Source organism: Pseudomonas viciae (assembly GCF_004786035.1).
In the GTDB taxonomy this organism is placed as follows: domain Bacteria; phylum Pseudomonadota; class Gammaproteobacteria; order Pseudomonadales; family Pseudomonadaceae; genus Aquipseudomonas; species Aquipseudomonas viciae.
This window is the reverse complement of record NZ_CP035088.1, coordinates 5,402,745-5,423,442: the sequence shown is the minus strand read 5'-3', so window position 1 is coordinate 5,423,442 and position 20,698 is coordinate 5,402,745. Positions and strand designations below refer to the sequence as shown.

The following is a 20,698-nucleotide window of genomic DNA, read 5'->3' as shown; positions in this document are numbered from 1 at the left end:
CCCACGGGCGGGGCACCTGTTAGTTCTTACAGTAGACCGGCTACCGACAGAACCCAGGATTAAGTACCGCCGCTACGCCGCCGTCACCTCCCGCGGTTCAAAACTGTCCGCCCGCGCCATCTGCCACATCCGCGAATAAAACGCCCCATTGACCTCACCGGTCAGCAATTCCCCCGGCTTCAAGAACACATGCAACTGGGAAAACAACTTGATTTCAGTCGCGGACATACGCCGCACCAAATGCTTGGGTTGCAATTGCGATGGATGCTCGAGGCCTGCGGCGGCGAGCATTTCGGCCAGGGCCTTGAGGGTGTTGCGGTGGAAGTTGTAGACCCGTTGGGCCTTGTCCGGGACGACCAGGGCGCGCTGGCGCAGGGTGTCCTGGGTGGCGACGCCGGTGGGGCATTTGTTGGTGTGGCAGCTTTGAGACTGGATGCAGCCGATGGCGAACATGAAGCCGCGCGCGGCGTTGGCCCAGTCGGCGCCGATGGCCAGGACGCTGGCGATGTCGAAGGCGCTGACGATCTTGCCGCTGGCGCCGAGCTTGATCTTGTCCCGCAGGTTCAGGCCCACCAGGGTGTTGTGCACAAACAGCAGGCCCTCGCGCAGTGGCGCGCCGATGTGGTCGGTGAATTCCACTGGCGCCGCGCCCGTGCCGCCTTCCTTACCGTCCACCACGATGAAGTCGGGCAGGATCCCGGTTTCCAGCATGGCCTTGGCGATGCCCATGAATTCCCACGGGTGACCCAGGCAGAACTTGAAGCCCACCGGTTTGCCACCGGACAGTTCACGCAGTTGCTGGACGAACTGCATCAATTCGATCGGTGTGGAAAACGCGCTGTGGCATGACGGCGAAACACAATCCTCGCCCATGAGGATGCCGCGGGTTTCGGCGATTTCCCGGGTGACTTTGTGCTTGGGCAGAATTCCGCCATGGCCGGGTTTGGCGCCCTGGCTCATCTTGATTTCAATCATTCGCACCTGCGGGTTCTGCGCCTGGGCGGCGAAGCGCTCCGGGTCGAAGCGCCCGTCGCTGGTGCGACAACCGAAATAGCCGCTGCCCAGCTCCCAAGTCAGGTCGCCGCCGTGTTCGCGGTGGTAGGGGCTGATACTGCCTTCACCGGTGTCGTGGGCGAAGTTGCCGAGTTTGGCGCCCTGGTTCAACGCCCGGATGGCGTTGGCGCTCAGGGAACCGAAGCTCATCGCGGAGATGTTGAGCACAGAGGCCGAGTATGGCTGGGTGCATTGCGGACCGCCGACCGTCACGCGAAAACCGCTGGGGTCGCTCAGCGGTGCCGGGCGCATGGAGTGGCCAATGAATTCGAAGCCGGTCTGGTAGACGTCGATCAAGGTGCCGAACGGTTTGTCGGCGCTTTCGTTCTTGGCCCGGGAATACACCAGTGAGCGTTGGGCGCGGGAGAAGGGCAGGGCGTCGCTGTCGGATTCGAGCAGGTACTGGCGGATCTCCGGACGGATGCCTTCGACCAGGTAGCGGATATTGCCCAGGATCGGATAGTTGCGCCGCACGGCGTGGCGGCTTTGCAGCAGGTCGAACAGCCCCAGCAGACTCAACAGCCCGGTCACCAGTGTGAATGGCCAGAGCCAGTCGTGTTGCAGAAACGGCAGGCTGGCGAGGGTGAAGATCACACAGCCAGCAAAAAAGGCGTAACGGCTCAACAGAGACAGGCTCATGCGGTTTCCTTGGGTTTGAGCAATTAGCGAGACATTAGCTTGGAATGCAATCCGTGGCGAGGGAGCAAGTTCCCTCGCCACAAAGGCCAGTTCGATCGTTCCCACACAGTGGGAACGATCGAATCCAGTGAATTATCAAGCACGGTTTGCGTTCAGACCGCCTGTTTCAGCTGCCGCATCGGCAGTTCAATGCGGAACGTCGTGCCGACGCCGACTTCGCTGTGTACCGTTATCTCGCCGTGGTGCTTTTTCACGATGCCATAGGACAGTGACAGCCCAAGTCCCGTGCCCTGGCCGACGGGTTTGGTGGTGAAGAACGGGTCGAAGATTTTTTGCAGGGTTTCCGGTGGGATGCCCGAGCCGTTGTCGGCCACTTCGATCCACACGCGGTCACCGACTACGCCGTTGCGCAGGGTGATGGTGCCGCGTTCGGGGCCGATGGCCTGGGCGGCGTTGACGATCAGGTTCATGATCACCTGGTTGATCTGCGAGGGCAGGCATTCGACTTCCGGCAGCGGGGTGTATTGCTTGACCACGTCGGCCTTGTACTTGATTTCATTGGCGACGATGTTCAACGTCGAATCCATGCCCTGCTGCAAATTGGCCATCTGCCATTCCTGGTTGGAATCCACACGAGAGAAGTCCTTCAGGTCCTTGACGATCTGCCCGACTCGGCCGATGCCATCCTTGGATTCCTTGATCAGCAAGGGGATGTCCTCGACGAGGAAGTCCAGCTCCACCTGTTCGCGCAACTTCCTCAAGTTCACCACCAGTTCCGGCGAGGCGATGGCCCCCTCGGCGCTGCCATAGGCCGTGAGCATTTCCTGGAGTTTGCCAAAGTAGCCGTCCAGGGCGCCCAGGTTGGAGGAAATGAAACCGATCGGGTTGTTGATTTCGTGGGCCACCCCGGCCGCCAACTGACCCAGGGAGGCGAGTTTTTCCGACTGCACCAACTGGCTTTCCAGCATCTTGCGTTCGTCGATTTCCATTTGCAGCAGCTCGCTGGCCTGTTTGAACGCCAGGGTCCGCTGTTCCACCAGGTCCTCGAGCTTGTTCATTTTCAGTTGCGCACGGGAGGTCATTTCCCATTTGGTGGTCAGGGTGTTGGCCATCTGCTGGACTTCGATGTTGTCGAAGGGTTTTTTCAGGATAAGTAACCGATCATGGCCGTTCAGGCGGTCCAGCAGTTCATCCCAGGAATAATCCGAATACGCCGTGCAGACCACCACCTGCAACAGCGGGTCGCGCTTCCAGAGTTCTTCGATGGTCTTGGCGCCATCCCAGCCTTCGGGCATGCGCATGTCGACGAAGGCCAGGGCATAAGGACGCTCTTTGGCTGTCGCCTCCAGCAATTTGTTCAAGCCTTCCTGACCGCCATAGGCCGAGTCGAGTTCGAACACCGTGGTGACAGGTTTCGGCGCTTCGCCGAACAGCGCGCTTTCCATGTCCTGCAAGTCGGCGTTGCTCTCATCCTGCGGGGTGAGGATCTTGCGAAAATCATCATGAATGGCGGGCGTGTCGTCGATCAGCAGGATGCGGCGGTTACTCATGCTATTCATGGTTCACCTTCTGCGAGTTTCAGGGGCACTTGCAATTGGAACGTCGCCCCCTTGCCTGGCCCCTCACTGTGGGCGGTGAGGTGGCCGTTCATTTCAATGGCCGCCAATGCGCAGCTGTGCAGGCCAAAACCGTGGCCTTCCTTACGGGTCGTAAAACCGTGGGCGAAGATGCGTGTCATGTTTTCCTCCGGAATGCCTTCGCCTTCGTCCTTGACGCTGATTTGCAGAGTCTCGCCATCGACGACTTCGGCCTTCAGGGTCATGTTCCGTGCATGGTTGGAAATCCCCCCCATGGCGTATTTGGCGTTGCTGATCAGGTTGATCAGAATCAACAGCAAGCGGTGTTTGTCGCCCATGATCCGCGGCACGTCGCCGTATTCCTTGATCACCGTAACATGATGGCGGGTGAGTGCGCCGGAGTTCATGCGCAAGGCGTCTTCGAGCAACTCGCTGACCACCAGGGGCTCCAGCAGGCTGCTGGCGCCGGCATAGGATTGCTGGGTGGAAACGATGTCCTTGATGTGGTCCACGCTCTTGCTCAACTGGGCCAGTTCGTCGGTAAGGCCTTGCTGTTCGACCGCGATGGCTTCGACCAGTTGGTTGAGGTAGCCAGGCAGCAGCTTGCCTTTTTCGTCTTCGGTGAGGAAGTGCCCCAGGTCGTGGGGATGCTCGTTGATCAGTTGCATCGCCTTGCCCAACCCTTGGGCCTTGCTGCTGCGCAGTTTACGACTGATCAGGTCGGCGGAAATGTTCACGCTGTTGAGCACATTACCTACGTTGTGCAGGACGTTGGTGGCGATTTCCGCCATGCCGGCCTGGCGGGCGGTGTCCATCAACTCGCTCTGGGTATCCTTGAGCTGGCGGGTACGCTCTTCGACCCGTTGTTCCAACTCGTCGTTGGCGGTTTGCAGGGCGTTGTTGACCCGCTTGATCTCAGCGAAGCTGCGCACCAAGCGAATCGCCAGCCAGATCAGGATCAGCACCAGGAATGTGGCGAACACCAGCAGGTAAACGTGGTTGCGCTGGTACTTGGCGGCGGCTTTTTCCTGGTCTTTCTCAAGCAGGTTGGTGATGGTATCCAGGCGATCGGCCACGGGGATCGCTTCGATTCCCTGTAGCAACTCATTGACTTGGGGCTGTTCGCGCAGGATCACCCCAATGTGTTTGCGCACGGTTTCGACGGAGTTGCGCAGCCCCTCCGGCAGGCGCTCCTTGTTGACATCCAGCTGGTTCAAACCCAGCAGGACCTCGGCGGCTGTATCGCTGGTGCTGACCTGGGCGAACTCCATGCTGCTGAGCAACAGGTCGTAGGTATCGATGGCAACGTTCTGCAACTCCAGTCTGTACGTGTCGGGCAGTCGGGCGAACTGGCCTTGGATGTCGTCCTCGGCGGTGGGCAGGAAGTGCAGGGAGTTGCGCAACACCGAGTTGTGGGATTTGAACTGTTCCACCAGACGGGTTTTTTCCTTGACGGCCTTGAGGTATTCGTCGCGTTGGGCCTCCCAGAGTGACGGCTTGTGGCGACCCGGCTCCGATTCAATGGCGTCAAGGCGCTGCCAGAGGCGCGCCATCTCGTGCAGCGGCGAGACCAGGGGGTCGTAATTGTGGCTCAGGGCAATCCGCGCCTTGAGCACTTCGTTGTCCCAGATGGCATCCTGCTGCTTGAGCAGGCGGATCAGGTCCCGGGATTCTATGTAGGAGGCGGCCTGTTGGGCACCTGAATTGATGTACATGAACAGCAGGACGGAAGCCAGCAACAGGCCGATGAGCGCCAGACCGATGCGACGAAGGAGTGTCATAAGGGCTTGCCCTCCCGTTCACCGGTCAGGGTCTTGAGGAATTCGACGATCAATTGCATATCGTTCTTCACCGGCTCGCGTCCCAACTGGTACTTGAACATGACCTCCACCGCGCGCTCGAGGGTCGGCGCGGATCCATCATGGAAATAGGGGGCGGTGACCGCCACGTTACGCAAGCTGGGTACCTTGAAAACCTGGCGGTCGGCTTCATCGCCCGTGATGTTGAAGCGCCCTTCGTCGGCCCGGGTAGGGTTGCCCCGGTCGTTGAAGTAGTCGCCCATCACACCGAATTTCTGGAACATGTTGCCGCCGATATTTACGCCCTGGTGACAAGCGATGCAGCCGTATTCCTTGAAACGCTGGTAACCGAACTTTTCCCGGGGCGTCAGGATGTCGGTATCGCCCAGCAGATACTGGTCGAAGCGCGAGTTGGGGGTCAGCAGGGTGCGTTCAAAGTCGGCCAGGGACGCCTGGATGTTGCGTTGGGTGACGCCGTCGGGGTACGCCTCTTTAAAGTCTTTGGCATAGCCCGGGTCATCGGCGATGCGCTTGACCACCGATTCCCAGGTGCTGCCCATTTCCACGGGGCTGGTTACCACGAGGTTTACCTGTTCCTCCAAGGTGTCGACGCGGCCATCCCAGAACTGATGGAAGTTCAGGCTGGCGTTGAACACGGTAGGCGTATTGACCTCCACCGGTTTGCCGTCAAAGCCCAGGGATAACGGCTTGTCGTCGGCACCGCCCTTGTCCAGGCGGTGACAACTGGCGCAGGACAGGGTGTTGTTGACCGACAGGCGCGGGTCATGGAACAGCCGCTGGCCCAACTGGACGCGCTTGGGGTCCAGTGCCGGGGCGGGAGGGAGTGGTTTGAGGGGTTCGTCCAGCGGCTCAGCATGGGCGGCCATGCTTAATCCCACGAGCAGGCCGAAAGCCAGAATCAGTCCATGTGATGCCATGGGATGTTTTCCTTGAAACTTTTGGTTTATGAGTCTCAGCTGTTCACGAAAACGGGTTCTGGCGTTTTTCCCATTCGGTCATCCAGTCGGCGAAGGCCTGTGGTTCCACCGCCTTGCTGAAGTAATAACCTTGGGCCTCCTCGCACTCGTGGAGCTTGAGAAACTCCAACTGCTCAAGGGTTTCCACGCCTTCGGCGATGATGTGCAGGTTCAAGCTCTTGCCCAGGCTGATGATGGTGCTGACCAGTTTGGCGTCGTTGCTGTCGATACTCAGGTCGCCCACGAACGACTGGTCGATCTTCAACACGTCCACGGGAAATTTTTGCAGGTAGCTCAGGCTTGAGTAGCCGGTGCCGAAATCGTCAATGGCCAGCCGTATCCCCAGGTGCTTGATGGCCTTGAGGGTGGCGACGGTGGTATCGATGTTCTGCATCAGCACGCTTTCGGTGATCTCCAGTTCTAACTGTGTCGGGTCGAATCCGGTTTCCTTGAGCGTACGGGCGATGCCTTCGACGAAGCCGCGCTGGCGAAAGTCGATGGCCGAGATGTTCACCGACAGGTACAGCGGCCGCATCCCCTGGGCTTGCCAGCGGCAGGCCTGTTGGCAGGCTTCCTGGAGCACCCATTGGCTCAGCGGCACGATCAGCCCGCTGTCCTCGGCCACCGGGATGAAGTCTGACGGGAAAACCAGGCCATGCTCCGGGCGGTTCCAACGCACCAGGGCTTCGACGCCGACGACTTTGCCACTGGTCAGGTCGAGCTTGGGCTGGTAATGCAGTACGAACTCTTTGCGTTGCAGCGCCAGGCGCAGGCCGGACTCGATGGTCTGTTGCTGTCGGGCCCGGCGGTTCATGTCTTCGGTGAAAAACCGGTAATCGTTGGGGCCGGTTTCCTTGACATTGCGCATCGCCGTCTCGGCTTTCTTGATCAGCGCCACCGCATCGAAACCGTCGGCCGGATACACGCTGACGCCCAGGCTTGCGGTGACAGTCAGGTCATGGCCGTCGATGGGTTGAGGGGTGTTGATGGCCGCCAGCAGTTTTTCCGCCACGCCTTTGGTCTGTTGCGGGTCGGCGACGTCCCCCACCAGCACCACGAACTCGTCGGAACCGTAGCGAAACACCGAATCGGACTCACGCACCACGGATGCCAGCGACCGGGCCACCCGCTTGAGCATTTCATCGCCCACCGGATGGCCCAGCGCGTTATTGACGCGCTTGAAGCGGTCCAGGCCGATGAACATCACCGCCAGTTGCCGGTCATGCCGGCGACACTGGGCCATGGCCTGGGTCAGGCGATCGCCCAGCAACATGCTGTTGGGCAGCTCAGTGAGCACGTCGTATTGCAGCAGGTGAGACACCTTGAGCAGTTCCTGGACCCGCTCTTCAATCGTGCGCTCCAGGCTGCGCATTTTTCTCGCCGCGTCCTGGGCCAGCTGCCATTTCCAGGTCATGGCACTGGCCATCTGGCGGATTTCCAGGGTGTCGAACGGTTTCTTGAGGATCAGCAACTGATCATCGAACTCGATCCGTTCGGCCATGGTTTCCCAGGAATAATCCGAGAACGCCGTGCACAGGGCGATTTGCAGGCGCGGGTCGGCTTTCCACAGTTGCTCGATGGTTTGCAGGCCGTCCCAGCCCGGGGGCATGCGCATGTCGGCGAACACCAGCGCATAGGGCTGGCCTTCGGCCTGGGCGCGCTTGACCAGTTCCAGGGCTTCTTCGCCCTGATAGGCCGAGTCGATCTGAAATTGCAGCCGGTTGACTTGCGGTGTACCGAACAGCAGGCTCTCGGTGTCGTCCAGTGAGTCATCGTTACCGGCGGAAGGGCTGAGGATCTTGCGAAAGTCCTGGTGGATCGCCGGTGTGTCGTCCACCACCAGGATTCGCCGGTTGGCTGGCACCGACATGGGGTTCATGGGTTGCTCTCCGATAGCTGGTTGGCAGGTCGGGTCCAGTGGTCCGTTACCGGAACAATGGTGCCGGCCTTGAGCAGTTCGGCGGCCTGGCCGCTATCGACCACGGTACTGAAGTAATGCCCCTGGGCTTGCATCGCCCCGCCGCTGGACATCAGCGTGGTGCGCTGCTCCTGGGTCTCGACGCCTTCAGCAATGATGCCGATGCCCACATCCTTGGCAAAGTTGATGATCGCCCGCAACGTCACGGCGTTCTCTGGATCGTCGTTGGCGCTGTCGAGAAACCGCTGGGCGAGCTTGAGGTGGTTGACCCGATAGGTCTTGAGGTAGTCGAACGAAGAATATTCGGTGCCGAAATCATCGATGGCGATCTGCACGCCCAGTTCGCAGAGGCGCGGCAGCACGTCGTTGTGGGTCCATTTGGTCTGGGCCAGGGTGGCTTCGGTGACGTCGAAACGCAGGTCCCAGGGCGCCAGTTCCCAACGCGCCGTGGTGCGCAGCACGTCGTAGATCAGTTCCGGGCCGGTCTTGAGCTGGGTCAGGGACAGGTCGATGGCGATCACCGGGGGCGCCATGCCTTGGTCGCGCCACTGGCGCATCTGTTGGCAGGCCTGGTCCAGCACCCAATGACCGAGGCCAATGATAATCCCGGTTTTCTCGGCGGCCGGCATGAAGGCCGCCGGTTCCAACCAGCCACGCTGCGGATGGTTCCAGCGTACCTGCACGCCCATGCCGAGGATCTTGCCGGTGCCGAGGTCGACTTCCGGCAGGTAGTGCAGTTGCAGTTCCTTGTTTTCGATGGCCTGGCGCAGGTCATTGGCCAGGGCGACGCGGTCCGTGACCTCCTGGTTAATTTCTTCATTGTGGAAATGGTACTGGTTGCGGCCCTTTTCCTTGGAGCGGTAGAGCGCCATGTCGGATTGCGCCATCAAGCTGTCGGCACTCAGGCTCTGCGGGGTGTACAGGGCGATGCCGATGCTCACCGAGATCCGCACGTCGTTGCCGTCCAGGGAGTAGGGCGCCACCAGGGTATCGCGGATCTTGGCCGCCAGCGCGGCACAATGGGTCGCTTCATGGACATCCAGTTGCAGGATGGCGAACTCGTCGCCACCCAGGCGCGCCACCACGTCGTTTTCCCGGGTACAGGCCTTGATGCGCGCGGCGACCTCCTGCAACAACAGATCGCCGATGGGGTGGCCCAAGGTGTCGTTGATCCGCTTGAAGTGGTCCAGGTCCAGATAGAACATCGCAAACGGCGCCGCTCCCCGACGAGCGGCGGCGAAGGCTTGGTGCAGGCGCTCGATTACGGTGGCGCGGTTGGCCAGCCCGGTCAGGCCGTCGGTGCGGGCCAGCAGGGCGATCTTCTCTTCGGCCAGCTTGCGCTCGGTGATGTCGAGAATGATGCCCTCCACCTCCAACAGCAGGCCCTGCTCGTTGCGCACCGGAATGTAGCGATTCTCCACCCAGCGGAATGTGTCGTCGCCAGTGCGCATGCGGAACTCGATGGAGGCGCCCGCCGTATCGCGACCCAGGACGCGCACCATGGCGTCGTCGACTTTGCTTTGGTCGTCGGGGTGAATCAGGATTTGCGCCCAATCCGGCGAATTGATCAGTTGCGCCGCTGAATGGCCGAACTTGGTGATGTTGTGGGAGATGTACATCAACGGGAACGGCGGTTCGCCGCGCAGGCGATAGAGGATGGTCGGGCTGTTCTGCACGATGATGTTGGCGTCGGCGAGCTCCCGGGTACGTTCCTCGACTGCCCGTTCGAGCATGTCCATTTTCAGCGCTGCGTCTTCGGTCATTTGCCATTTGACGGTCAAGGCGCTGGCCATCTGGCGGATCTCGATGGCATCGAAGGGTTTTTTCAGGATCAACAGGCGATCGCCCAAGTCGAGGCGCTCGGAGATGTCCTCCCAGGAATAGTCCGAGTATGCGGTGCACAGGGCCACTTGCAGCTTGGGGTCGACTCGCCACAGCCGTTCGATGGTCTCCAGGCCGTCCCAGCCTGGTGGCATGCGCATGTCGATGAAGGCCATGGCGAAGGGCTGCCCCTGGGCCAGCGCTGATTCGACTTTATTCAAGGCTTCCATGCCCTGGAACGCCGAATCGAGTACGAAACTCTGGTTGGAAACCACCACCGGCGCGCCGAACAGGGCTTCTTCGGCGCTGCTCAGGCTGTCTTCGGTGGTCACCTGGGGGCTGAGGATTTTTCGAAAGTCCTCATGAATTGTCGGGGTGTCGTCAACAATCAGGATCCGCCGATTGCCTTTCTCCATCGGCAGGCTCATGGCCGTGCACCGCTTTGATGCTGACTATAGAACCGTGGGAGCATCTGATATCCCTTTCTGTGGCATGAGTATTCTGGCCTGTACTTGGCCCTTCATGAGGTACAGCATAGTCGGCTCATCGGGATGCGCTCGGCCTGTAATGGCAATTCCTGCCTAAATTTACGCAATCTACTAGCCTGTATTTCGGGGGTAGGGTAGAACAGTTGTCGTGAATAGGAGGGGGTTCTAATGGAAGATCAATCGCCGGACGTTCCGGTTACGAAGCCGACGGTGCTGCTGGTCGATGACGAAGAGTCGATTCTCAATAGCCTGCGGCGGTTATTGCGCAGCCAACCGTATGAAATTCTGTTGGCCGACAGCGGGGCCAAGGCCCTGGAAATCCTCAAGGAGCGGCCGGTCGACCTGGTGATGACCGATGCGCGCATGCCGAACATGGACGGCGCGACGCTGCTGGCGCAGATTCGCAAGCTTTACCCGTCGACCTTGCGCATCCTGCTCACCGGTTACGCCGACGTGGATATGATGACCAAGGCCATCAATGAGGGGCAGCTTTATCGCTACCTCAGCAAGCCCTGGAACGATGAGGAACTGATACAGGCCCTGCGTCAGGCCCTGGCCCACCAACATTCCGAAAGCGAGCGCCAGCGCCTCGAAGCGCTGAACAGCGAACAGAACCAGCAACTCAAGACCCTCAACGCCACCCTGGAAAAACGCGTGGCCTCGCGCACCTCCGAGTTGCAGCAGACCGCCGACATGCTCGACCTGGCCTATGACGAGCTCAAGCGCAGCTATGTAACCAGCACCGAAGTGTTTTCGTTGATCGCCAACCTGCGCCTGCCCAAGGCCAAGCAGACCAACCGGCAGATCATCGAGCTGATCCGCGTCTACAGTCGGCTGCACTTCCTGGACGAGTCCACCGACCGCGACCTGACCATGGCTGCGGCGCTCTACAACATTGGCAAGCTGAGTTGGACCGACAACATGATGGTCACGCCCGCCGACATGTTGCACCACACTGAACTTGAGCTGTACCGCGCCTATCCGAAGCAGAGCGAATCGCTGCTGATGACCCTGGACCCGATGAAGGATGCGGCACGGATCATCCGCCATCACCAGGAGCGCTGGGACGGTAGCGGCTTTCCCGAGCACCTCAAGGGCGAGGCCATTCCGTTCGGTTCGCGGCTGTTGAAACTGGCGGTGGACTTCATTGAACTGCAGCGCGGGTTGATTCTCGAGCGGCAGATGAACAGCGACGAAGCGCTGGTCTACATCCGCAAATACGCCGGCAAGCTGTACGACCCGGACATGATCGAGGACTTCATCAAGGCTTGTGGCGAATACCTGGACGACGTGACCTTGTCCGATCCGACGGTGAAGGTCATGAGCACCCGGGAGTTGGGGCCTGGGATGATCCTGGCGCGCAACCTCAACGCCGACAACGGTATGTTGCTGCTGAACGCTGGCAAGGTCCTGAGCGCTCCGCTGGTGGAAAAGCTCATCGCCTTCGAATCGATGGAAGGGGCCCGGTACAGCGTGTTCGTCAAAATCCCTGAGGAGGAAGCGGACCCCTCGGTGCCGAAGCCGATTTTGGGCTGACCGCAGTTCAACTGTGAGAGCGGGCTTGCTCGCGAAGGCGGAGTATCAGTCGCAATCAATGTTGCCTGACACAGCGCCTTCGCGAGCAGCCCGCTCCCACATGGGGATGTGTGGATTCTGGGCTTTGCTCGTTTCCCCCTGGCCTGTAATCTCCCCCGGCATTTCCCCGCCCAAGGCTTTGATCTCCCATGACCACTTCCCTCATCCGCATTGCCGCGGCCCTGTTGATCGGGCCTGACGGTCGAACCCTGCTGGTGCGCAAACGCGGCACCCTGGCCTTCATGCAGCCGGGGGGCAAGATCGAGGCCCATGAACAGCCGGTCCAGGCCCTGGCCCGGGAGCTGGAAGAGGAACTTGGCCTGACGATCGATCCGGCACAAGCCCGTTACCTGGGCTCGTTCAGCGCTCCGGCCGCCAACGAGCCGGGTTTTACCGTGCAGGCTGAAGTGTTTTTGCTGACCATCGACGCCCCGGTTTCGCCCGCCGCTGAAATTGAGGAAGTGCGCTGGATCGACCCGGCCGGCGACAGCGATCTTGTGTTGGCACCGTTGACAGGTGAGGTGATCCTGCCGTTTTATCGAGCCACACACCTCGTGACCTGCTGACTCAAGGATTGATGCTCATGATTCCATTGCCGGACCTGTTGGTTTTCGCCGCCGCGGCGTTGTTGATGGTGCTCACGCCCGGCCCGAACATGATCTATCTGATTTCCCGTTCGATCTGCCAGGGCCGCAAGGCCGGTGTCACGTCCTTGCTGGGGGTGGTGGCCGGGTTTTTCGTGCACATGTTCGCCGCGGCGGTGGGGCTCACCGCAGTGTTCCTGGCAGTGCCGGTGGCCTATGAAGTGTTGAAATGGGCCGGTGCGCTGTACCTGCTCTGGCTGGCCTGGCAGGCCGTGAAGCCCGGGGCGCGTTCGCCTTTCGAGGCCCAGCAGCTGCCGGCGGACTCGACGCGCAAGTTGATCACCATGGGCTTTCTCACCAGCGCGCTGAATCCGAAGATCGCGGTGTTTTACCTCTCGGTGTTCCCGCAATTCATCAGCCCGGAACACGGTTCGCTGTTCACCCAGAGCATCATCCTGGGGCTGACCCAGATCAGCGTCAGTTTTAGCGTCAACCTGCTGATTGCCCTGTTCGCCGCCGGCATTGCCTCGTGGTTCGTCCACAACCCGACCTGGCTGGCGGCCCAGCGTTATTTCATGGGCTTTGTGCTGGGGGCGCTGGCGTTGCGCCTGATGTTTGAGCAACGGCGTTCGGCGTGAGCATTCGACGGCTGCGGGCGGGCGATGCCCAGGCGTATCGCGAGCTGATGCTCCAGGCCTACGCGCTTCATCCGCAGGCCTTCACCTCCAGCGTCAACGAGCGGGCGGCGCTGCCCATCAATTGGTGGGAAGCGCGCCTGACCAATCGGCTGGATGTGGTGCTGGGGGCGTTTGTCGAGGATCAGTTGGTGGGGATTGTCGGGCTGTCCCTGGAGCCCCGGGAAAAGGCCCGGCACAAAGCGACGTTGTTTGGCATGTACGTCGTCCAAGCCCATTGTCATCGAGGCCTGGGCTACCAACTGGTACAGGCCGCCCTCGACGAAGCCCGTCGCTACAGCTTTTTGCGCCTGGTGCAATTGACCGTCACCGCCGGCAACGCCCCGGCCGTCAAGCTCTACCAGCGCTGCGGTTTCGTGCTGTACGGCCTCGAACCAATGGCGATACGGGTGGGCGACGAATACCTCGACAAAATCCATATGTGGCTTGAGCTCTAATCCCACCGCCCTTGTGAGATGAGCACACGTTCTGTGTCAACCAGCGATCTCCTGTGGGAGCGGGCTTGCTCGCGATAGGCGCGACGCGGTATCACCGAACAGCACTCACCCCATCCAACGTGGAAAACGAAGTGTCCTTGGCCGTCAGCAAAAAATCGCGCATGTACGGCGCATCGAGCATGTCGGTACGCACCGCCGCATACAGCGTGGCAAACAAGCCTTTCTCCCCCAGCCGCTTGGCTTTCACGTAGCCCCGCGAGCTGTATTCATGCAGTGCCCAGTGCGGCATGCCGCACACACCTCGGCCGCTGGCCACCAGTTGCATCATCATCACCGTCAGTTCGGAGGTGCGCACCTGGGCCGGTTCGATGTCGGCCGGCTCCAGGAAGCGGGTGAAGATGTCCAGCCGGTCTCGTTCCACCGGATAGGTGATCAAGGTTTCGCTGATCAGGTCTTCCGGCACGACGTAGGGCTTGCCCGCCAGGCGATGCTGGTTGGCCACGGCAAGCATCGCTTCGTAGGTGAACAGCGGCACGTAGGTGATGCCGGCCAGTTCCAGCGGGTCGGAGGTCACCACCAGGTCCAGATCACCCCGGGCCAGGGCCGGCAGCGGGGCGAAGGCGAAGCCCGAAGCCAGGTCCAGTTCGACTTCCGGCCAGGCGTCGCGAAACTGGTCGATGGTCGGCATCAGCCACTGAAAGCAACTGTGGCATTCGATCGCCATGTGCAAACGTCCGGCGGTGCCGCCGGCCAGCCGTGCGATGTCCCGTTCGGCACCGCGCAACAGGGGCAGGGTGGCGTCGGCCAGTTGCAGCAGGCGCAGGCCGGCGCTGGTGAAGCGTACCGGCTTGGTCTTGCGCACGAACAACGGCATCCCCAGGCGCTCCTCCAGTTCCTTGAATTGGTGGGAGAGGGCGGACTGGGTCAGGTGCAGGCGTTCGGCGGCTTCGACCAGGCTGTCGGCTTCGCGCAAGGCGTGCAGGGTCTTGAGGTGACGGATTTCAAGCACGGTGGCCTCCATGAGGAAAACTTGTGATCAACACGAAAAGGTTGAGTTTGTCTCATGTAGGGTGAGCTGTCGACAATGGCGCCATCTTTTATAGGAGGACGCATACCATGGCCCTGGCCCACTCTCTCGGTTTTCCACGCATCGGCACCGACCGCGAACTGAAAAAAGCCCTCGAAGCCTACTGGAAGGGCGACCTCGCCCCGGCCGCGCTGCAAGCGGTGGGCCGCGAACTGCGGGCCCGGCACTGGCAACTGCAGAAAGATGCCGGCATCGACTTGCTGCCGGTCGGTGACTTTGCCTGGTACGACCAGGTGCTCGGTCACACCTTGGCCCTGGGCGCCGTTCCGCCGCGTTTCCACAGCACCTTGAGTGCCCAGGGTAAACCGACCCTCGACACGCTGTTTGCCATGGCCCGTGGCGCCACGGCCGCCTGTTGCGGTACCGACCACGGCCAGGCGCAATACGCCCAGGAATTGACCAAGTGGTTCGACACCAACTACCACTACCTGGTCCCGGAGTTTTCCGCGGATCAGACCTTCACCCTGAGCTGGGAGCAGTTGTTCGACGAAGTCGACGAGGCCCACGCCCTGGGGCACCAGGTCAAACCGGTGATCATCGGCCCGCTGACTTATCTGTGGCTGGGCAAGGCCAAGGGTGGGAATTTCGACAAGCTCGAGCTGCTGGAGCGCCTGCTGCCGGTCTACGGTGAAATCCTCAACCGCCTCAAGGCCCAGGGCGTGGAGTGGGTGCAGATCGACGAACCGATCCTCACCCTCGACCTGCCCCTGGCCTGGAAAAGCGCGTTCGAGCGGGCTTATCACATTCTCCAGTACTCGCCGCTGAAGAAACTGGTGGCGACTTATTTCAGTGGCCTGGAAGACAACCTCGGCCTGGCGGTGAGCCTGCCGGTGGACGGTTTGCACATCGACGCCGTGCGTGCGCCGGAGCAACTGGGCCAGGTACTGGACCGCCTGCCCACCTACAAGATTCTGTCGGTGGGGCTGGTCAATGGCCGTAATGTCTGGCGTTGCGAACTGGAACAGGCACTGGCGCAGTTGCAACCGGCCCAGGAGCGTTTTGGCGATAACCTCTGGGTCAGCACTTCTTGTTCATTGCTGCACAGCCCGGTGGATCTGGAGCGCGAAGACCGGCTCGATCCGGAACTCAAGGGCTGGCTGGCCTTCGCCGTGCAGAAGTGCGGTGAAGTGGCGGTGTTGCGCGATGCGCTCAACGATCCGCAGGCCCCCGGCGTACAGCAGGCCTTGGCCGACAGCCGCGAGGTGCAGGCCCGTCGCGCCAACTCGACGCGCATTCACAAAGCCGAGGTCCAGGCTCGTCTGGCCGCCATCGGGCCACAGGACAGCCAGCGGCGTTCGTCGTTTGCCAAGCGCATCGAACAGCAGCATGCCCGGTTGAAACTGCCCACGTTTCCCACCACCACCATCGGCTCCTTCCCGCAGACTCCGGCGATTCGCCTGGCGCGTCAGGCATATAAGCAAGGCAAGCTGTCGGCCAATGATTATCAGGACGCCATGCACACCGAGATCCGCCATGCCGTGCAGATCCAGGAACGCCTGGGTCTGGATGTGCTGGTGCACGGTGAAGCCGAGCGCAACGACATGGTGGAGTATTTCGCCGAGCAACTGGACGGCTACTCCTTCACCCGTTTCGGTTGGGTGCAGAGCTACGGCTCGCGTTGCGTGAAACCGGCGATCATCTACGGCGACATCAGCCGGCCGAAAGCCATGACCGTCGACTGGATCCGCTACGCGCAAAGCCTGACCGACAAGGTCATGAAGGGCATGCTCACCGGTCCCGTGACCATGCTGATGTGGTCGTTTCCCCGTGAGGACATCTCGCGTCAAGTCCAGGCCCGCCAACTGGCCCTGGCCCTGCGCGACGAAGTAGTGGACCTGGAACAGGCCGGAATCAAGATCGTGCAGATCGACGAGGCGGCGTTCCGCGAAGGTTTGCCGCTGCGTCGCGGGCAATGGCGGGAGTACCTGGACTGGGCCGTGGAGGCCTTCCGCTTGAGCGCGTCGGGGGTGAGCGACGAAACCCAGATCCACACCCACATGTGCTACAGCGAATTCAACGACGTGATCCAGGCTATCGCGGCCATGGACGCTGACGTCATCACCATCGAAACTTCGCGTTCGGACATGGAACTGCTCGACGCGTTCGAGGCATTCGACTACCCCAACGACATCGGGCCGGGCGTCTACGACATCCACTCGCCACGGGTGCCGGACACGGCTGAGATGGTCGCGCTGATGAGCAAGGCAGTGAAGCGGATCCCCGCCGAGCGGTTGTGGATCAACCCCGACTGCGGGCTGAAAACCCGGGCTTGGCCGGAGACGGAAGCGGCGTTGGTGAACATGGTGGCGGCGGCGCGGCAACTGAGAAGCCAGTTGGCGTAAGAGCCGCGTAGGAGCTGTCGAGCGAAGCGAGGCTGCGATCTTTCCCCAGACAATTGGGTCTTGAATGAAGATCAGCAAAACAAGATCAAAAGATCGCAGCCTTCGGCAGCTCCTACACAATCCTCATCTCCTCGCAGCCCTGCCGGATTCTGCAGCACCCCCTCAGGCAGTCCGCCCTCCAAGCACTTCAGCGACCCAGTCGGCAATGTACTGGCCGGCATTGATACTGTTATCGAAGCTCGAATGTTGGACGCCGCCTTCGCGTTCGGTGAATATTTTCAGCTCGCGCTTAGGGCTGTTGACCAACTGCTCGTAGGTACGGTGCGCCCACTTCAATGGAATCTGCGAGTCCTTCTCACCATGGGTGACGAGGAACGGCACCTTGATGCGATCCAGTATGCCGTCCAGGTGGACATTCTCGGCGATGGTCATGAACTCATCGGTGTCTTTGGCGCCCCATACCCAGGCTACGTGCGACCAGTAATGCGGAACTGGGAAGCTGCCTTCTTTTTCCATGCGCCGCTTCTGTACATCACGCCAGTCATGGTTGGCACCCCAGACTACCCCGCAGGCAAAGCGCGGCTCGAAGGCTACCGCGCGGGGGCAGTAATAGCCGCCGAGCGACACGCCTTCCATGCCGATGCGTTTGGCGTCGATATCGCTGCGGGTTTCCAGCCAGTCCACCACTCGACTGGCCCAATGTTCGCTGTCAAAGCGCGCAGTCAGGTTATGCAGGCGCAGGGCTTCGCCGGTACCAGGCTGGTCGATGATCAACGATGACACGCCACGTTTGGCCAGCCAGGCGGGCAGGCCAACGCGGTATTTCATTTCTTTGGTGGAGTCCAGTCCGTTGACCTGCACCAGAATCGGCGCTGGGCCGCCGACGCCTTCGGCACGGACCAGCAGACCGGAAATGTGTTTGCCCTCGTAAGGGATTTCAACGCGCTCGCAGTTTTCCTGCGCCAGTTCGATACCGCGTTGGAAGGTGTGTAAAAAGCGCTGGTACAGCTCCGTACGGCCAGGGGCGCCATGGGCCTGCAGGCGTTCGCAGCTCAGGTAATAGGTCGCGGCGCGGTTGTATTTTTCGCCGGCTGACAACATTCGACCTTTGGCTTCATCTTCCTCGGCCAAGCCGCAAAGCTTGTCGGCCATTTTCGCCCAGGTTTCACGGAAGGCCTTGCTGCCGGCGGCATCCGGCTGCTTGGCGGCCTCTTGCAGCGGCGCGCACATTTCTTCGATTTCGCCGATGCGGGCGCCCATTTCAATGGCGAGGTCGACGGAAAGATTCCACACGTAGTTGGTCGGGAAGTAGCGGAACATGATTGTTATTGTCCTTGTGCAAACAAAGGCAGGCAGCCAGGTCCGGAGCGGATGACAGCCTGACCTGGCGGTTCGAAGCAGGCTAAGGGGAGGGCAATTGTTTGGCCAATCGCAAGTCGGGATGGGAGGTATTGCGAACGGTGATGGAGCGTATGTGTGTCATTGGCCTAGGGGTTTTCTACTCACAGATCAAGCAGCAAATCCAGATACCTATCATCGTACTTTGCGATTGCTCATAACGCGGGATGCGATTGGTGTCGTTGAGGTACGACTCACTAGAGTTGGCGCTACACCGCGCCGTTGGCTGGAGTCCCGGGCGCGCACAACAACAAGAACAAGGTATCGGCAAATGAGTGAGTCTAATTCCGGCACTGCGATCAGCCTGGGCGCCAAGGGCAGGATGTGTTTCCACTACCGTGGGAGGAATTGGACATGCCTGTACTGAGCCGTGTGCTTGGCAATCTGTCGGTGGGTGCCAAGCTGTCGCTGGGTTTTGGCCTGGTGTTGCTGGTTACCCTGGGGGTGGCGGCCACGGCTTTTCACTCTCTGGGTGTGTTGCAGCAGCGCGGTGAGCAATCGCGTCAGGAGTCGTCGATCCAGGCATTGATCCTGCGTGCCCGCATCGCCGAAAAGGCATTTGCCCTGGATCTTGCTCCGCAGGGCCTGGAGCAGGTGCGCGAGACAATCGGCAAGCTGAACCAGCAACTTGATGAGGAACCGGCCAATAGCGCATCGGGCGCCACGGTGCGCACGGCGGTCAGTGCTTACCTGGAGCAGTTTCTCGGCTATGCCGATTCGTTGCGTCGGGCTCGCGAAGCCCGCTTGCGCATGCAGACGCTGGCGCAGACGGCAGGCGATAGCTTTACCCTGCTGTTTCTCGATCAACTGGATGCGCTGAATACCCGGTTGGGGCAGGGCACACCCCCGACCAGCAATCAGATGGTGCTGCTTGAGCAGACCGCTGCATTGCGCGACAAACTCGCCAAGCTGCGTGACAGCGAACTGTACTACTCGCTCGATGGTGAGGAGCGTTACCGCAGCGACTGGGAAATGAGCATGAGTGACCTGCTGGCCGCCATGCAGGCGCTCGATCTTGGCGAGCAGCAAGGCGAGTCGCTGCAGGAGGCGAGCACAGCCTTGGGCGACTACCGCAAGGCCTTCGTCGAGTTTGTCGCCAGCCGTGGGCAAAGCGCGCAAAGCAGTGCGGCGATGAACGCGCAAACCGAGCAGGTGAGCAAGCTGCTGGCCCTGGCCGATGAACAGCAAAGGCAGGCGGTGCTGGATGATAATCGCCGCGCCGATCGCCAATTGGGCTTGATCACTTTTCTGGCGCTCGCCTTGGGCATCGGGGCCAGCCTGCTGATCCGTCAGTTGATAGTGCAGCCGCTGCGCCAGGCCGTGCAGCTGGTCCAGCGGGTGGCAGCGGGAGATCTGAGCGATCCGCCGTCAGGCCGTGTTCGTCGCGATGAACTGGGCCAGTTGTTGGGCGCGGTGAGCAGCATGCTGGGCAGCCTGCGCGGATTGGTCGGGCGCATCGACCGTGGGGTCGGCTCGCTCAACGGCATGGCCGGCAGCCTGGCCGAAGTGACCCAGAGCAACAGCCGTGGTGTCGAGCACCAACGCCAGGAAACCGAACTGGCCGCCACCGCCATGCAACAGATGGCCGCCACGGCGCAGGAGGTTGCCCGCAACGCGGGTGAGGCCCGCGCAGCGGTGGCGCATGCCGACGAACAGGCGCGTGAGGGTGATGAACTGGTGCGCCAGGCGGGGGGCAAGATCGACCATCTGGCGGTGGAGATGAGTGGTTGTGCGCAAGCCATGCGCTCGTTGCTGGTGGAGAGCGCAGCGATCGGTGGCGTGCTCGATGTCATCAAGGCGGTGGCCGAGCAGACCAACCTGCTGGCGCTCAACGCCGCCATCGAGGCGGCGCGGGCTGGCGAGCATGGTCGCGGTTTCGCCGTGGTCGCCGACGAGGTGCGCGGCCTGGCACGGCGTACACAGCGTTCGACCACGGAAATCGAAGGGTTGATCGTTCGTCTGAGCAGCGTTGCCCAACAAGCCGCCGAGCGCTTGCAAGGCAGCCATGTGTTGAGCGATGAAACGGTGGTGCTTGCCGCACAAGCCTCCCAGGCACTGGCGCGGATCACCCGGGCGGTGTCCAGCATCGAGCAGATGAACCAGCAGATTGCCGCAGCCGCCGAGCAGCAGAGTGTGGTGGCCGAGCAAGTCAGCCAGAGTATGACGCGGGTGCGCGAAGTGACCGAGGGCAGCGCCAGGGAAAGCCAGCAACTGCAAGTCTCAACGGCCGACCTGCAACAGGTTAGCGGTGAACTCAAGGCGGCCGTCGGGCATTTCCGCACCTGACCCGGTTCCGGGCAAGGGAGCG

Annotated in this window: 14 protein-coding genes and 1 pseudogene; 7 read left to right on the top strand and 8 right to left on the bottom strand. The window is 61.1% G+C overall.

Annotation, left to right across the window (positions count from 1 at the left end; translation table 11 throughout):
* Positions 1-72 precede the first annotated feature (72 nt).
* The 6 genes from EPZ47_RS23980 to EPZ47_RS23955 all read right to left on the bottom strand — a co-directional run bounded on the left by EPZ47_RS23980 (position 73) and on the right by EPZ47_RS23955 (position 10,212).
* The gene (locus tag EPZ47_RS23980; RefSeq protein ID WP_135846998.1) at positions 73-1,692 is read right to left on the bottom strand and encodes an FMN-binding glutamate synthase family protein; all 1,620 of its coding nucleotides are present in this window, start codon (positions 1,690-1,692) and stop codon (positions 73-75) included.
* Between the two features lie 152 nt (positions 1,693-1,844).
* Positions 1,845-3,251: an ATP-binding protein gene (locus EPZ47_RS23975; protein WP_135846997.1), complete on the bottom strand. Its 1,407-nt coding sequence runs from the start codon at positions 3,249-3,251 to the stop codon at positions 1,845-1,847.
* Positions 3,248-5,050: a DAHL domain-containing protein gene (locus EPZ47_RS23970; RefSeq protein WP_135846996.1), complete on the bottom strand. Its 1,803-nt coding sequence runs from the start codon at positions 5,048-5,050 to the stop codon at positions 3,248-3,250. Before EPZ47_RS23970 ends, EPZ47_RS23975 begins: the two co-directional genes overlap by 4 nt.
* Positions 5,047-6,006, bottom strand: coding sequence for a cytochrome-c peroxidase (locus EPZ47_RS23965; RefSeq protein WP_135846995.1), 960 nt, complete (start codon positions 6,004-6,006; stop codon positions 5,047-5,049). The genes EPZ47_RS23970 and EPZ47_RS23965 overlap by 4 nt, the downstream gene beginning before the upstream one ends.
* Before the next feature lie 43 nt (positions 6,007-6,049).
* Positions 6,050-7,924 (bottom strand): two-component system response regulator, encoded by a 1,875-nt coding sequence (locus EPZ47_RS23960; protein WP_135846994.1) that lies wholly within the window; start codon positions 7,922-7,924, stop codon positions 6,050-6,052.
* Positions 7,921-10,212, bottom strand: coding sequence for a GGDEF/EAL domain-containing response regulator (locus tag EPZ47_RS23955; protein WP_135846993.1), 2,292 nt, complete (start codon positions 10,210-10,212; stop codon positions 7,921-7,923). The genes EPZ47_RS23960 and EPZ47_RS23955 overlap by 4 nt, the downstream gene beginning before the upstream one ends.
* Positions 10,213-10,440: 228 nt before the next feature.
* Here EPZ47_RS23955 and nosR point away from each other — a divergent pair, with 228 nt between their 5' ends.
* From nosR to EPZ47_RS23935, 4 genes are all read left to right on the top strand, one after another.
* On the top strand, positions 10,441-11,808 hold the full coding sequence (nosR, locus tag EPZ47_RS23950) for a response regulator c-di-GMP phosphodiesterase, NosR family (RefSeq protein WP_135846992.1): 1,368 nt from the start codon (positions 10,441-10,443) through the stop codon (positions 11,806-11,808).
* A gap of 188 nt (positions 11,809-11,996) precedes the next feature.
* Positions 11,997-12,413, top strand: coding sequence for an NUDIX hydrolase (locus EPZ47_RS23945; protein ID WP_135846991.1), 417 nt, complete (start codon positions 11,997-11,999; stop codon positions 12,411-12,413).
* Between the two features lie 17 nt (positions 12,414-12,430).
* Positions 12,431-13,069 carry a LysE family translocator gene (locus EPZ47_RS23940; protein ID WP_135846990.1) on the top strand — a complete coding sequence of 213 codons (639 nt, stop codon included), beginning with the start codon at positions 12,431-12,433 and terminating at the stop codon, positions 13,067-13,069.
* On the top strand, positions 13,066-13,563 hold the full coding sequence (locus EPZ47_RS23935; RefSeq protein ID WP_135846989.1) for a GNAT family N-acetyltransferase: 498 nt from the start codon (positions 13,066-13,068) through the stop codon (positions 13,561-13,563). The genes EPZ47_RS23940 and EPZ47_RS23935 overlap by 4 nt, the downstream gene beginning before the upstream one ends.
* Positions 13,564-13,654: 91 nt before the next feature.
* Here the strand turns inward: EPZ47_RS23935 and metR are convergent, their stop codons facing one another.
* Positions 13,655-14,572 carry a transcriptional regulator MetR gene (gene metR / locus EPZ47_RS23930; protein ID WP_135846988.1) on the bottom strand — a complete coding sequence of 306 codons (918 nt, stop codon included), beginning with the start codon at positions 14,570-14,572 and terminating at the stop codon, positions 13,655-13,657.
* A 107-nt stretch (positions 14,573-14,679) separates the two neighbouring features.
* Between metR and metE the strand changes: the two genes are divergently transcribed.
* The gene (gene metE / locus EPZ47_RS23925; RefSeq protein WP_135846987.1) at positions 14,680-16,992 is read left to right on the top strand and encodes a 5-methyltetrahydropteroyltriglutamate--homocysteine S-methyltransferase; all 2,313 of its coding nucleotides are present in this window, start codon (positions 14,680-14,682) and stop codon (positions 16,990-16,992) included.
* A 162-nt stretch (positions 16,993-17,154) separates the two neighbouring features.
* Here metE and EPZ47_RS23920 read toward each other — a convergent pair whose 3' ends face one another.
* On the bottom strand, positions 17,155-18,312 hold the full coding sequence (locus tag EPZ47_RS23920; RefSeq protein ID WP_135846986.1) for an alpha/beta hydrolase family protein: 1,158 nt from the start codon (positions 18,310-18,312) through the stop codon (positions 17,155-17,157).
* Between the two features lie 432 nt (positions 18,313-18,744).
* Between EPZ47_RS23920 and EPZ47_RS30950 the strand changes: the two are divergent.
* Together EPZ47_RS30950 and EPZ47_RS30945 are read left to right on the top strand one after the other, a co-directional pair.
* Positions 18,745-19,818, top strand: a pseudogene (locus EPZ47_RS30950) (HAMP domain-containing protein); the annotation flags it as partial.
* Positions 19,813-20,676 (top strand): methyl-accepting chemotaxis protein, encoded by an 864-nt coding sequence (locus tag EPZ47_RS30945; RefSeq protein ID WP_406550189.1) that lies wholly within the window; start codon positions 19,813-19,815, stop codon positions 20,674-20,676. The pseudogene EPZ47_RS30950 and the gene EPZ47_RS30945, both read left to right, overlap by 6 nt.
* Positions 20,677-20,698: the final 22 nt, after the last annotated feature.